We start from the raw sequence: 13,311 nt of genomic DNA, 5'->3' as shown, positions 1-13,311 counted from the left end.
GCTGGGCCAGGCATCGCTGGCCCCTCAAATGCCGCGAGCGCCACCCGCCATCCGGTTAGAGGTGGGCTCAGATCGCTCAGGTCGTGGCCGGCGTTGATCAGGAATGACACCTCGTAGTCGGGGGCCAGGTCATCGATCCTGGTCACCGTCAGCCGAGACCCAAAACGACTACCGGTGTCGAGGTGATGGTCGAGGAGGTCCATGGCCTCGGCCACCACCCCGGTGGGCATGGGGGGAACGACGACCTGGCGGTGGCCGGGTCCAGGGCGGCCGGACCGACGGCGCCCTTGCCAGCCCGCTGTTCCAGGCGTCGGCCGAACTGGGTCCACATGGCGGGCTCGGCCGTGCAGCAGTGCAGCTTCTCCGTCTCGATGGAGGAGCAGCGAGTCGAGCCACACCACGTCGGGATCGGTGGCAAGCCAGGCCAGGAGGCGAGGTATAGACAGAACTGGTGGATCAGCGCCCGATCTGTCGAGCGGGCGTAGACCCGCCCCCTCGGCCGTAGAGGGCGTGACCCCCCGCTCTCGTTCGGACCTGGCCACCACCAACTCGAGGCGGGTGGTGTCGTCTATGGCGTCTCGCGTCGTGGAGTGGAGCCCGGTCAGGCCGGTAGGACCTGTGAGAGCCGTTCGTCTGTACTCGACACGGTGAGGAGTCGATCATCGAGGTGCAGGTCGGTGATGGTCAGGCGTCAAGCCTCCACCAGTCGCGGTCGCACACGGTCACGGGACGGCCGAGGGCGGTCAGGTTCGGGCGAGGGTGGTGGGTGCCGTCGTCCAGTAGGCCGACCCGAGCGAACATGACCGCGAGGTGTTGAAGTTCGATGAGCGCTTCCGAGCGGTCTCGGCTTCTGTCAGCGGCGAGGCGTCGGCCAGCGGGGAAGGGGGGAGCCGTCGAATGCGTCGAGCACGGCCAGGGCCCGCCGGTCCAGCACCACGGGTGCCGCCGCCCACGGGGCCCAGGCCAGAACTGGTCCGCGCACGGCCACCGCCAAACGGCGTCTCCGACCTGAGGACGGTCGAGGAAGGACGTGAGCAGGTTCAGGTCAGACGCAGGTGATGCGCCAGTTCATGTTTCCGGAAACCATTGGGGTAGGCGGCGGTGCCGATGAAGATGGTGCCGCCGGGCTGGTTGCCGGTGCTGTCGATGTGCCCGGTGTCGTAGACGACGGTGGTGCCGTTGAGCAGCTCCATCTTGCACTGGTAGCCGACCGGCTCCTTGTAGCAGTCGGTCCGGCCGCCCAAGAAATCGTAGCGAACCGACTCAGTGTTGAGCGCGGTGCAACCCTGGAAGGCGAAGTTCCACCAGCCGCTGTTGGCGGGGATGGTCGGGTGGGTTAGGTCGACGGCGAAGGAATCCGGCCCGAAGCACCCCAGGGTCTTGGTGGCCGTGCCGGTCATGACGATGGGGGCGGTGCTGGCCGCGGCAGCGAAGGTCGGCACGATCGACATTCCGTTGATCGATGGCGGCCTGCAACGCCAGCCACTGCGCCGATGCCCGCCGCTTTGCGCATGGCGTCACGCCTGGTGATGCTGGCGTCGTCGGCCTGGTTGTTCTCTCGATCGCTCATTCAGCCCTCCTCAAATCAGGTCGGGGACATATTAGAGGATCACGGGATGGGGAGTGCAGCGGATTGGTGGCTCGGGCGCGACCTCGCTGTCGGGGACGGGGTCGCCGTCATGGCCAGACGAGCTCGGAGATCGCGAACACGAGCAGGTTCACCGCCACGAAGGCGGCGGCTGCGATGGCCACGAGGATGAGACGGTGCCTCATAGGTCCAGTCTGCCTTGGTCGCCAGATCCGAAGGGAGGTGACTTCTCTGGGCGGTCGACTTGGGTAGGGCATCGGGGGATCTACCATCGCTCTATCCGGCTCCGTTGCTGATCTACGAGGCGAACCGCGATGAACCGAACTCGCCTGATCGGGAGTCGAGCGCTGGAGGTGACCGACCCGACCCGCTCTGATCCGACCAGCACCGTTCCGTGACCAGAATCCACTCCGACACCACAGACGCACAGTCGGCGACGCCTACCGCACCGCCCGGTCCGGTGGGGATCGGGCCGGCGGGTGGGATCGTTCACCTGGAGTCGGGAGGGCTTTCCCCCGGCGAGGGCCACCTACCGACGGTTGGTGATCCTCGACCACGGGAGCGGTGTTGTGCCCGCCGCTCTGGCCCCGCTGGGTCTGCCCCGTGAGGGATGTGTCGCCATCGCCCGACGGTCGATGGGAGACGACGTCACCGTGGTCGATGGCGACCCGTTGGTCGTCCATCTGGAGCCTCAACCGGTGGCGACGGTGCGGGTACGTCCCGAGTGGGGTGGGGAGCGGGTGGTGGCGGTCGAGAGCGTGGCGGTCACCGTGCTGAGCCTGGTGAGCCGGCGGTTCTTGGACATGGGGCCGAGTGGAACCCTTCACGGCGGAGCGGTGGCCGATCCTCTGGGGCGGGCCGTGCTCGTCCTGGCTGCCTCTGGCACCGGGAAGTCGACGTTGGTATCGCACCTGGTCGGCCAGGGGTTCGATCTGGTGAACGACGAACAGGTGGTTCTCGACGGGGTGTCCGGCATGGTGCATTCGTTCACCCGTCCGGTGGTGGCCAAGGTCGGGGGCCTGGGCGCTGCCGGCCGGCGCGGCGACGGGACGAGTCGAGTCCCCTGGTCCGCTCCTGTTGTGCGCATCGGACCTCGGCGGTGGTCAACGGCTGGTGGCCGAGCCCGCGGTGGTGGTGATCCTGGACCGGCGGTTGGGCAACGAGGTGAGGTGGGAACAGCTCGGTTTCGGCGCCGCCATGGAAGCGCTGTGCATGAACAACCTCGACCTCAGCCGTGATCCGGTGTCGGTGCTCGACGCCTTCGCCCGGCTGGTGGCGAAGGTTCCCGTTGTGCGACTGTCCTACGAGCATGCGGCGGAGGCGATGGAGGTGATCGAGAGGCTCATGGCCGACCCGCCTTCGCCTTCGGGTGGCCGATGGGTCCTGGAGGTCGAGAAGACCGCGGTCGAGGTGCAACCTGCTCCGACTACCGCGACGCTGGCGGAGCCGTCCCCCGGCGGGCCCTGGTCGTGGGGATCGACGGTGAGGGTGTGGTCCTGCGGTGAGCTGGTGGCATATCAACCTGAGGCCGGTACGGTCGTGAGCGTGAACGCGGCAGGTGCGGCGCTGCTGTGGGACCTGACCGTCGGCGCCGTCGAGATGACGGGTCCCGGTGGAGAGCTGGTTTCCGAACTGGCGGCCCTGGGCTTCATCCACCAGCGACCCGCAACCATTGGTGACGGTGCAAGATGACGCTGGGCCCCGATCACGTCCGGTTGACGCGTCGGACAGACCTGTTCACCCGTCGATGCGGCGCGTCGATCCTGCTGCTGGGTCGGGGTGAGGAACAGTTGCACCGGTTGCAAAGGCGTCACGGCCGGAGTGTGGGTGGAGCTGGACACACCCCACACGCTCTCCGAGTTGATCGCCGTGGCCCAGGGGGCGGCGGTGGGGGTAGGCGGCGACGTGGTTGACCAAGCGGTCAGGGACGCGGTCGAGGCTATGTCGGCGGCGGGCCTTGTCGAGGTGGGACCTCACCAGCATGCGGAGGATGACGATGCTGGTCGACAGTGATCAGTCGGTGGACCACGGGTTCGGGTCCCAGCTCGAACATCTGGTGGCCACGACTGCGCCCATGGTCCAAGGGGCCAATCTGGGGGCCAGCCGGTCGACTGGAGCCACTTGGGGGTTGCGCTGGTGGAGTCGGTTCGGGTTGAACGGTTGACCGGTGCGCTCATGGCGGCGTCGGAGTCGGGCGCCGTTCTGTTGGGGGAAGCCCAGGTAGATCTGCTGGAGCGCCACCACCTCGACGCCCTGGCGTGGTGCATGAAGTTGGAGGATCGCCTGTGCGACGTGTCCGAGCGTCTCGCTGTCTCTGGGATCACGGACCTGCGGGTGGTCAAAGGGCCGGCGGTGGCGCATCTGGACGAGCTCGAGCCCGGTCTGCGTACCTTCGGGGACCTGGATCTGGTGGTGCGAGGTAGCGACATCGATCGAACCGTTGAGGTGCTGGTGGCGATGGGGGCCGATCGTCCCTATCCCCAGCGGCGGCCCGGCTTCGATGGCCGCTTCGCCAAGTCGGTGACGCTCACGTTCTCGGACCACGTCGAGATAGACCTCCATAGAACCATCTGTGACGGTGTCCATGCCGTGCGGGTCCCCCGTTGAGCGGTTGTTCGACGATCCCGTCCACTTCGACCTTGCCGGTGTGACCATGTCGGCGCCGACGCGGGTCGTGCGAGTCCTTCACGCCGCCTATCACGCAATGCTGGGCTCGCCGATCCCACGGTTGATGAGCCGTCGGGACCTGCTGGGCTACCTGCTCTCCTCGGAGGTCGAGGTCGACGGTGTGGTCAGCGAAGCCGAAGCCTGGAACGGCACCGCCGTGCTCCACGAGGCGGCGGCATCGATCCTCTCGCTGCCGGGGAGTGAGCCTCCCACGGTGGAAGGCCTGGTTCGATGAGGTAGATCCCAGCCCGAGCGAGCGTCGCATCATCATGGCCCAGCGACGAGATGGATCCTCCTACGGCCGTTCCCGGTTGAGGGTGGTGTCCGAGTTGCCCAACTGGGGGACCGATGGGCGTATACGGCCGGTGTCTTGTTCCCGTCCCGGGAACACCTGAGTGCACGGGACATGAACCGGTCCAAGCTGTTGCAGCGAGGAGCCCGACGTCAGCGCCGTGATCACGGTGGCTGAGCCTGGATCCGCCGAACTGCAGAGCCTTCCGGCGGTGTTCTGTCGCCGGCCTCCGACTGGATGGGGAAGGAGCGGGCGACGCCCTGCGGTCGAGGTGATGGGTATCCTCCGGTCGTGAGCGACGTCGGCCCGGCCCGGGACCTGGTGATTGTGGGGCTGGGGGCCATGGTCGCGAGGTGTTCGAACTGGTCGTGGCCGTGAACGCAGCCGATCCCGGCCCGGCCTGGAACCTCCTGGGTTTCCTCGACGATGCCGTACCGGATGGGGAGTCCGAGGCCAGGCTGTCCCGGTTGGGTGCCCGCGTCTTGGGCGGTGTGGACACGGTGGGAGATTGCGGATCGGATCAACTCGTGGCCGTGGTGGCGGTGGGTGATGCGATGCTGCGCAGCCGGCTATCGGCTCAGGTGCGTGCGGCCGGTGTGGCCTTGGCGCCTGCGCTGGTCCATCCCACGGCCTCGGTGGGTCGAGACGTGCGCCTAGGTGACGGTTCGGTCGTCGCCGCGGGGAGCATCATCACCACCAACGTCGAGGTGGGGGAGGGCGTGCAGGTGAACGTGGGTTGCAGCCTGTCCCACGACGTGATCTTGAGGGATCACGTCACCTTGAGCCCGGGCTGTCGTCTCACCGGTGGCGTCGAGGTCGGTGAGCGCAGCTTCTTCGGCGTGGGCGCTGTGGTCGGTCCCCGGGTTCGCGTCGGCCCAGACGCCAGGGTCGGGGCGGGAGCGGTGGTGCTCCACGATGTTGCCGCCGCCACCACCGTCCACGGGGTTCCGGCCCGACCGAGCTCTCTCGGCAACGGCTGAGATCGACACCGTGTCTCGATCTGGGGCGGTGCGGTCACCGGGGGCCGGTGGTCGCCGGAAGCTGATCCACGTGACCACGGTGGACATGAGCCTGGACCTGTTGCTCAAGCCGCAGCTCCAGGCCTTTGCACGGGCCGGGTATGAGGTCGTGGGGGCGTCAGCCCCCGGACCCCACGTGGGAGCGCTCGAAGCGGCCGGGATCCGTCACGTGGCGCTGGCCAATGCCACCCGGGCCATGGACCCGAGACGGGACCTGGCCCTGATCGGGGAGCTGTACCGCCTGTTCCGCCATGAACGCCCCGACATCGTGCACCTGCACAACCCGAAGCCGGGTTGGTTCGGTCGTCCGGCGGCCCGGGCTGCCCGGGTGCCGGTGGTGGTTAACACCGTCCACGGCCTGTACGCCACCCCCGAAGACTCCTGGCCGCGCCGAGCGGTGGTCTATGGGCTGGAACGCCTGGCGGCAGCGTGCTCCCATGCTGAATTGCTCCAGAGCGTGGAGGACGTGGCCGTGCTTCGACGGCTGCGGGTCCCAGCGAATCGGATCCATGTGTTGGGCAACGGTGTGGATCTGTCGCGGTTTTCGGTCCCCACCACCGAAGCCAGGGCCGCGGCTCGCTTCCGGTTCGGTGTGACCGAAGACCAGGTGGCGGTCGGCGTTGTGGCCCGACTGGTGTGGGAGAAGGGTCTGGCCGAGGTGATCGAGGCGGCCTCGGCCTTGCGTGAGACCGATCCCCAGGTGCGATGGCTGGTGGTCGGTCCTCTCGATTCCGACAAGTCCGATGGTCTGGTGGAGGCCGACCTGGCTCGGGTGTCGGGCGAGTCCGGGATCACGTTCCTGGGTCAGCGTTCCGATGTGGAGGACTTCTACCGGGCGTTGGACGTGTACGTGTTGGCCTCGCACCGTGAGGGCTTTCCCCGGTCGGCCATGGAGGCCGCCGCCACCGGGGTGCCGTTGGTGGTCACCGACATCAGGGGATGTCGTCAGGTGGTCGACGACGGGGGGAACGGTCTGTTGGTCCGAGCGCGTGATGCTGGGTCGCTGAGCGAGGCCGTGTCTGTGCTGGCCAACGATGGGCGGCGGCGAGCCCACATGGGGGAGGCGTCGCGGGTCAAGGCGGTCGAGGAGTTCGACCAGCGACGGGTGATCGACATCACCTTGGCCACCTACCGACGCCTTCTCGGCGAGCGGGGTCTGTCGGCTCCCTGACCGCGGTGCCCGCCGCGGTGCCGCCCAGATCAGGTTTCAGCGACAGGTTTCAGCGACAGTCTTCCGAGATCAGGTCTCGAGGACCTCGCCGATGATGGCGGCCATCTCCTCGAGGTCCTCGGTGGTGATTCGGGAGTGGAACGGGAGCGACACCACCTGTTCGGCCACCGACTCGGTGACGGGCAGCTTGTGGTCGGCGAGCCCCACGAAGGCGGGTTCGAGGTGGGCGGGCGGGAAGTAGCGGCGGGTCTCGATGCCGACCTGATCGAGGGCGTCCATGACCAGGTCACGGAGTCGGGGCGGAACCTTGATGGTGTAGATGGTGTGGGGGTGGGTTCGGTCGGGGAGCTCGGTTGGCGCCTCGACGTCGGCGAGGTCGGCCAACAGGGCGGCCATGGTCTGCGTTGGCAGCCTTGACGGCCAGGATCTCGTCGAGGCGGTCGAGCTGCTTGACGCCCAGCGCCGACTGCATCTCCGACAGCCGCCAGTTGTAGCCGACGATCTCGTGGTGGTAGGGCCGGTCCATGCCGTGGTTGCGCAGCAGACGCATCCGGTGGGCAAGGTCGGCGTCGTCGGTGGTGACGACGGCCCCCTTCGCCGGTGGTGATGGCCTTGACCGGGGTGAAGCTGAACATGGCGGCCCGACCCAGGACCCTGCTGGCCGCCCGCGGTAGCTGGCCCCGTGGGCTTGGGCCGCGTCTTCGAACACGCTGAGCCCGTGGGCGGTGGCCAACTCCAACAGGCGGTCCATGTCTGCGGGCTGACCGCCGTAGTGGACCGGCACGATGGCCTTGGTCCGTGGGGTGATGCACCGGGCCACCGCAGCGGGATCGATGTTGAAGGTGATGGGATCGATGTCGGCGAACACCGGGGTGGCTCCGACGTGGACGACCGATGTGGCGGTGGCGATGAAGGTGAACGACGGAACGATCACCTCGTCTCCCGGGCCGATCCCGGCTGCCAGGTACATGGCGGCCAGGGCGACGGTGCCGTTGGCGAAGGCCACGGCGTGGTCGGTGCCATGGCGGAAGGCCATGGCGGCCTCGAAACGTCTGGTCCAGGGGCCGTTGGTCAGGACCCCGGACTCGATCACACTGGTGACCGCCTCGGTCTCCTCGGTGCCCATCACCGGGGAGGCGAGGCGGAGGCGATAGTCCTTGGCCGGTGGCGTGTCGGCGCCGTACAGCGACGCCAAAGGGTCATATCCAGACCCGGCCCGTACCGGCGGCGGGGTCACGGGCATGGTGAGCCGCCGACGTTGTCTGGCCCAGGGTCGACCACCCCGGTCGGGCTGGTATCGGCGCTAGGGCCCGTATCGGGCATCGTTTTGGACATGGCGGCGGATCCCATGAACTCGGGCATGGTGGCGTGACCCTCCGCAGAGATCCCCTCACGCTTCACCACGGATCGTAGGGTACGCGCCAGTATCCGTGCGTCCAACGCGACGGTCCAGGTGTCCACATAGGCCACATCGAGGCGGAACCGGTCGTCCCAGTCCACGGCGTTACGTCCGCTCACCTGGGCCAGACCGGTGATTCCGGGTTTGACGTCGTGGCGGCGGGCTTGTTCGGGCGAGTAGCGGTCCAGGTAGGCGGGGAGCAGCGGGCGGGGACCGACGAGAGCCATCTCGCCTCGTATGACGTTCAACAGCTCGGGTAGTTCGTCGAGACTGGTACGGCGCAGGAACGCCCCGAGGCGGGTCAGTCGGTCGGCGTCGCTGCCCGCCCCGGTACGCATGGTCCGGAACTTGAACACGTCGAACAACTCGCCGTGCAGGCCGGGGCGACGCTGGCGGAACAACACGGGGCTGCCCATGGTGAGGCGAACGGCCACGGCGATGACAGCCATGGGGATGGCGGCCACCACCAGGCCGGCCAGGGCCAGCGCGAGATCCATCAGGCGTTTGAGGACGGGGGAACGCACCGGGACGGTCTCAGCCTGGATCCACCGAGCTGCCGGTGGGGTCCTGGTGATGGCGTGGTGATTGGCTGGATCGGCGGTTGGTCGGGGGCGCGGGGCTGTTGGGGCGCGTCGAGGTAGCGGTCGTGGCGGGTTGGGTTGTCAGCGCTGGCGTTGAGCTGCGGTGCGCTGGGGCCGCGGGGTCGCGGTCAGAGCGGGACGGTCGGCAGGGCCCGGAGCGTGTCGAGCACGCTGGTGAACTGGTCGGCCCATGGCCAGCGGGCAGGGAGGCGCAGGGTGGGCTTCCCGCTGCGGTTGACGAGGCGGCCGGGCATGTTGAGTAGTCGGGTCCGGAAGGTCTTGGCGACGGTCAGTTGATCGGTGGTGTGGCCGCCGAGCTGCGCGGTCCAGCGGATCAGGTTGTGGGCGAGCACGGCGTGTTGGAGCCAGGCGCTGTTGGCGTTGAACGACCCGGAGGGCAGGTGGGCGAGGCCACCGGCTTTGAGGTCGCGGATCGACAGCTCGACCACGGCGTGAGCACGGTGTTGGCGGTCCAGAGACCAGGCGGGGCCGGCGAGGTTGGTGACGAACGCGTGGTAGCGCCAGGTGGTGAACAGTTGGCGTTGGGGTCCTTGATGGCCGGGGACTCGGCGCACGATCAGGCGCCGGTTGCGGTAGAGGCACTCAGCGACGTGGGCTTCGCCGTCGGGGTAGTCGATGCGCTGCCACGCCGATTCTGGGATCGCTTCGATCGCAGCGCGGACCGCTTGGCGCTGCGCGATCGTGACCGAGAATCCGACCCCGGCCCGGCTGAGCCGGTCGAGGAGCTTGTGTTGGTAGAAGCCCGAATCGGCTCGCACGATGATCGCGTCGCCCCCACCGGCGCGCTCGACTCGTGCCAGCAGTTCGTCGATGAAGCGGATGATCCCTCGGGCGGTGTTCGCGGAGCCTTTGCGCAGCCGGGCGTGGAGGACTTCGCCGGTGTCCGCGCGGGTCGCCAGCAACGGGTGGTAGCCCAGCACCTTGGTGTAGCCGTAGGCGGCGCCAGCCTTGGCGTAGCCGTGGACCTCACAGATCGTGGAGTCCACATCGACAATCAACGTCGCGGTCGGGCCCGCCCCGGCACCCCAGGCCCGCTCGATGGCTTTGCCGACGGCGGCTTCGAGTTGGCGGACATGGCCAAAGGTGAAGGACCGCAAGAACGTGCCCAGCGTGGAGGGGGCCATCACCCGATGGCCGAGCACCGCGCCGGTCGCCCCGGCGCGGAGCCGGTTGGTGTCGTCGATGCAGTCGGCGCCGCTGATCATGGCGTGGATCAACGTGAGGGCCTTGCGGCCCGGTCGGGCGCCGCCCACCCGACCGGCGAGGCGCACCGTCGAGTTGATCAGCGCTTCGAGCCCCAGGCGGGCCGCGACCGTGGCCACCAACAACAGCCCGGCATCCGCGACGAGCGACTCGTCATCGAAGGTCACCCGGATCCGGTCGATCCCGTGGTTGACTGTCACTGAAAGTGCCTCCTGGTGCTGGCGATGGTGTGGCCTCGAGAACCGTCATCGTCCCAGCGTGGGAGGCACTTTCCGCGGATACGCGACCGTCAGACCCTCGCCTCATCGGTGGATCCAGGCTCAGGAGGTTGATTGGTGGGCGTGTTGACGGTAGCCGCGGCTTGTGTAGCGACCGAAGGCCGAGGGGGCCTTTGGTCACGTCAACGAAGCCACCAGCGCGTCGTCCGTTAGGTGTAGGGCGGCAGGTAGGTCTGGTCTTTCGGCCAGCACGGCCGCGGTGCGAAGGGCTGTCTCACCTCGTGTGGCCTCGGGTGGGTCGTGGCTGGGCCAGGCATCGGCGGCCCCTCGAAATGCCATGAGCGCCACCCGCCATCCGGTTAGAGGTGGGCTCAGATCGCTCAGGTCGTGGCCGGCGTTGATCAGGAATGACACCTCGTAGTCGGGAGCCAGGTCATCGATCCTGGTCACCGTCAGCCGAGACCCAAACGCGACTTCTGGTGTCGAGGTGAGGTCGAGGAGGTCCATGGCCTCGGCCACCACCCCGGTGGGCATGGGGGGAACGACGACCTGGGCGGTGGCCGGGTCCAGGGCGGCCAGGACCGATGGAAGCGCCCGCCAGCCCCGCTGTTCCAGGCGTCGGCCGAACTGGGTCCACATGTGGCGGGCTCGGCCGTGCAGCAGTGCAGCTTCTCCGTCTCGATGGAGGAGCAGCGAGTCGAGCCACACCACGTCGGGATCGGTGGCAAGCCAGGCCAGGGAGGCGAGGTATAGACAGAACTGGTGGATCAGCGCGCTTCGATCTGTCGAGCGGGCGTAGACCCGCCCCCCTCGGCCGTAGAGGGCGTGTACCCCCCGCTCTCGTTCGGACATGGCCACCACCAACTCGAGCGGGGTGGTGTCGTCTATGGCGTCTCGCGTCGTGGAGTGGAGCCCGGTCAGGCCGGCAAGGACCTGTGAGAGCCGTTCGTCTGTACTCGACACGGTGAGGAGTCGATCATCGAGGTGCAGGTCGGTGATGGTCGAGGCGTCAAGCCTCCACCAGTCGCGGTCGCACACGGTCACGGGACGGCCGAGGGCGGTCAGGTTCGGGCGAGGGTGGTGGGTGCCGTCGTCCAGTAGGCCGACCCGAGCGAACATGACCGCGAGGTGTTGAAGTTCGATGAGCGCTTCCGAGCGGTCTCGGGCTTCTATGTCGGCGAGGGCGTCGGCCAGCGGGGAAGGGGGAGCCGTCGAATGCGTCGAGCACGGCCAGGGCCCGCCGGTCCAGCACCACGGGTGCCGCCCACGGGGCCCAGGCCAGGAACTGGTCCGCGCACGCCACCGCCAAACGGCGTCTCGGACCTGAGGACGGTCGAGGAAGGACGTGAGCAGGTTCAGGTCAGACGCAGGTGATGCGCCAGTTCATGTTTCCGAAACCATTGGGGTAGGCGGCGGTGCCGATGAAGATGGTGCCGCCGAGCTGGTTGCCGGTGCTGTCGATGTGCCCGGTGTCGTAGACGACGGTGGTGCCGTTGAGCAGCTCCATCTTGCACTGGTAGCCGACCGGCTCCTTGTAGCAGTCGGTCCGGCCGCCCAAGAAATCGTAGCGAACCGACTCAGTGCTGGCCGCGCTGCAACCCTGGAAGGCGAAGTTCCACCAGCCGCTGTTGGCCGGGATGGTCGGGTGGGTTAGGTCGACGGCGAAGGAATCCGGCCCGAAGCACCCCAGGGTCTTGGTGGCCGTGCCGGTCATGACGATGGGGCGGTGCTGGCCGCAGCGAAGGTCGGCACGATCGACATTCCGGTGATCGATGGCGCGGCCCAAGCCGCGCCAGCCACTGCGCCGATGCCCGCCGCTTTGCGCATGGCGTCACGCCTGGTGATGCTGGCGTCGTCGGCCTGGTTGTTCTCTCGATCGCTCATCTAGCCCTCCTCAAATCAGGTCGGGGACATATTAGAGGATCACGGGATGGGGAGTGCAGCGGATTGGTGGCTCGGGCGCGACCTCGCTGTCGGGGACGGGGTCGCCGTCATGGCCAGACGAGCTCGGAGATCGCGAACACGAGCAGGTTCACCGCCACGAAGGCGGCGGCTGCGATGGCCACGAGGATGAGACGGTGGCTCATAGGTCCAGTCTGCCTTGGTCGCCAGATCCGAAGGGAGGTGACTTCTCTGGGCGGTCGACTTGGGTAGGGCATCGGGGATCTACCATCGCCTATCCGGCTCCGTTGCTGATCTACGAGGCGAACCGCGATGAACCGAACTCGCCTGATCGGGAGTCGAGCGCTGGAGGTGACCGACCCGACCGCTTGATCCGACCAGCACCGTTCCGTGACCAGAATCCACCCGACACCACAGACGCACAGTCGGCGACGCCTACCGCACCGCCCGGTCCGGTGGGGATCGGGCCGGCGGGTGGGATCGTTCACCTGGAGTCGGGAGGCTTTCCCCGGCGAGGGCCACCTACCGACGGTTGGTGATCCTCGACCACGGGAGCGGTGTTGTGCCCGCCGCTCTGGCCCCGCTGGGCTGCCCCGTGAGGGATGTGTCGCCATCGCCCGACGGTCGATGGGAGACGACGTCACCGTGGTCGATGGCGACCCGTTGGTCGTCCATCTGGAGCCTCAACCGGTGGCGACGGTGCGGGTACGTCCCGAGTGGGGTGGGGGAGCGGGTGGTGGCGGTCGAGAAGCGTGGCGGTCACCGTGCTGAGCCTGGTGAGCCGGCGGTTCTGGACATGGGGCCGAGTGGAACCTTCACGGCGGAGCGGTAGCCGATCCTCTGGGGCGGGCCGTGCTCGTCCTGGCTGCCTCTGGCACCGGGAAGTCGACGTTGGTATCGCACCTGGTCGGCCAGGGGTTCGATCTGGTGAACGACGAACAGGTGGTTCTCGACGGGGTGTCCGGCATGGTGCATTCGTTCACCCGTCCGGTGGTGGCCAAGGTCGGGGCCTGGGCGCTGCCGGCCGGCGCGGCGACGGGACGAGTCGAGTCCCTGGTCCGCTCCTGTTGTGCGCATCGGACCTCGGCGGTGGTCAACGGCTGGTGGCCGAGCCCGCGGTGGTGGTGATCCTGGACCGGCGGTTGGGCAACGAGGTGAGGTGGAACAGCTCGGTTTCCGGCGCCGCCATGGAAGCGCTGTGCATGAACAACCTCGACCTCAGCCGTGATCCGGGTGTCGGTGCTCGACGC

At 68.0% G+C, this 13,311-nt stretch carries 18 protein-coding genes; 9 read left to right on the top strand and 9 right to left on the bottom strand.

The annotated features are described in order from the left end of the window. Nucleotides 1-542: hypothetical protein (locus IPG97_15730; protein ID MBK6857944.1), on the bottom strand; the 542-nt coding region annotated here is incomplete at its 3' end. 498 nt (nt 543-1,040) lie between these two features. Then, nucleotides 1,041-1,451: a hypothetical protein gene (locus IPG97_15725; protein MBK6857943.1), complete on the bottom strand. Its 411-nt coding sequence runs from the start codon at nt 1,449-1,451 to the stop codon at nt 1,041-1,043. A gap of 616 nt (nt 1,452-2,067) precedes the next feature. Here IPG97_15725 and IPG97_15720 point away from each other — a divergent pair. The 7 genes from IPG97_15720 (at nt 2,068) to IPG97_15690 (ending at nt 6,737) form a co-directional block, all read left to right on the top strand. Continuing rightward, complete coding sequence (locus IPG97_15720; protein ID MBK6857942.1) at nt 2,068-2,826, top strand: hypothetical protein; 759 nt, start codon at nt 2,068-2,070, stop codon at nt 2,824-2,826. After that, the gene (locus tag IPG97_15715; GenBank protein ID MBK6857941.1) at nt 2,801-3,280 is read left to right on the top strand and encodes a hypothetical protein; all 480 of its coding nucleotides are present in this window, start codon (nt 2,801-2,803) and stop codon (nt 3,278-3,280) included. Before IPG97_15720 ends, IPG97_15715 begins: the two co-directional genes overlap by 26 nt. 135 nt (nt 3,281-3,415) lie before the next feature. Beyond that, nucleotides 3,416-3,601, top strand: coding sequence for a hypothetical protein (locus tag IPG97_15710; protein ID MBK6857940.1), 186 nt, complete (start codon nt 3,416-3,418; stop codon nt 3,599-3,601). A 123-nt stretch (nt 3,602-3,724) separates the two neighbouring features. After that, a complete protein-coding gene (locus tag IPG97_15705; protein MBK6857939.1) occupies nt 3,725-4,195 on the top strand; it encodes a nucleotidyltransferase family protein in 471 nt (156 codons plus the stop codon). 4 nt (nt 4,196-4,199) lie between these two features. Continuing rightward, the gene (locus tag IPG97_15700; GenBank protein ID MBK6857938.1) at nt 4,200-4,490 is read left to right on the top strand and encodes a hypothetical protein; all 291 of its coding nucleotides are present in this window, start codon (nt 4,200-4,202) and stop codon (nt 4,488-4,490) included. A gap of 410 nt (nt 4,491-4,900) precedes the next feature. After that, complete coding sequence (locus IPG97_15695) at nt 4,901-5,527, top strand: NeuD/PglB/VioB family sugar acetyltransferase (protein ID MBK6857937.1); 627 nt, start codon at nt 4,901-4,903, stop codon at nt 5,525-5,527. A gap of 10 nt (nt 5,528-5,537) precedes the next feature. Further along, a complete protein-coding gene (locus IPG97_15690; protein MBK6857936.1) occupies nt 5,538-6,737 on the top strand; it encodes a glycosyltransferase family 4 protein in 1,200 nt (399 codons plus the stop codon). A 69-nt stretch (nt 6,738-6,806) separates the two neighbouring features. On the opposite strand, the gene IPG97_15685 is transcribed toward IPG97_15690, so the two are convergent. From IPG97_15685 to IPG97_15655, 7 genes are all read right to left on the bottom strand, one after another. Further along, the gene (locus tag IPG97_15685) at nt 6,807-7,121 is read right to left on the bottom strand and encodes a DegT/DnrJ/EryC1/StrS family aminotransferase (protein MBK6857935.1); all 315 of its coding nucleotides are present in this window, start codon (nt 7,119-7,121) and stop codon (nt 6,807-6,809) included. Beyond that, entirely contained in the window at nt 7,024-7,980 is a 957-nt protein-coding gene (locus IPG97_15680) for a DegT/DnrJ/EryC1/StrS family aminotransferase (GenBank protein ID MBK6857934.1), read from the bottom strand. The genes IPG97_15685 and IPG97_15680 overlap by 98 nt, the downstream gene beginning before the upstream one ends. After that, nucleotides 7,971-8,633: a sugar transferase gene (locus IPG97_15675; protein ID MBK6857933.1), complete on the bottom strand. Its 663-nt coding sequence runs from the start codon at nt 8,631-8,633 to the stop codon at nt 7,971-7,973. The genes IPG97_15680 and IPG97_15675 overlap by 10 nt, the downstream gene beginning before the upstream one ends. 212 nt (nt 8,634-8,845) lie before the next feature. Further along, nucleotides 8,846-10,141, bottom strand: a complete 1,296-nt coding sequence (locus IPG97_15670) for an IS1380 family transposase (protein MBK6857932.1) — start codon at nt 10,139-10,141, stop codon at nt 8,846-8,848. 195 nt (nt 10,142-10,336) lie between these two features. Continuing rightward, nucleotides 10,337-11,278, bottom strand: a complete 942-nt coding sequence (locus IPG97_15665) for a hypothetical protein (protein MBK6857931.1) — start codon at nt 11,276-11,278, stop codon at nt 10,337-10,339. A gap of 241 nt (nt 11,279-11,519) precedes the next feature. Further along, the gene (locus tag IPG97_15660) at nt 11,520-11,873 is read right to left on the bottom strand and encodes a hypothetical protein (GenBank protein ID MBK6857930.1); all 354 of its coding nucleotides are present in this window, start codon (nt 11,871-11,873) and stop codon (nt 11,520-11,522) included. Then, the gene (locus IPG97_15655) at nt 11,870-12,043 is read right to left on the bottom strand and encodes a twin-arginine translocation signal domain-containing protein (protein ID MBK6857929.1); all 174 of its coding nucleotides are present in this window, start codon (nt 12,041-12,043) and stop codon (nt 11,870-11,872) included. The genes IPG97_15660 and IPG97_15655 overlap by 4 nt, the downstream gene beginning before the upstream one ends. Before the next feature lie 492 nt (nt 12,044-12,535). Between IPG97_15655 and IPG97_15650 the strand changes: the two genes are divergently transcribed. Both IPG97_15650 and IPG97_15645 read left to right on the top strand, forming a co-directional pair. Then, on the top strand, nt 12,536-12,832 hold the full coding sequence (locus IPG97_15650; GenBank protein ID MBK6857928.1) for a hypothetical protein: 297 nt from the start codon (nt 12,536-12,538) through the stop codon (nt 12,830-12,832). Nucleotides 12,833-12,913: 81 nt separating this feature from the next. Next, on the top strand, nt 12,914-13,189 hold the full coding sequence (locus IPG97_15645; protein ID MBK6857927.1) for a hypothetical protein: 276 nt from the start codon (nt 12,914-12,916) through the stop codon (nt 13,187-13,189). Nucleotides 13,190-13,311: the final 122 nt, after the last annotated feature.

The organism is Microthrixaceae bacterium (genome assembly GCA_016702505.1).
Lineage (GTDB): Bacteria > Actinomycetota > Acidimicrobiia > Acidimicrobiales > Iamiaceae > Aquihabitans.
This window is presented reverse-complemented; position numbering and strand designations above follow the sequence as displayed.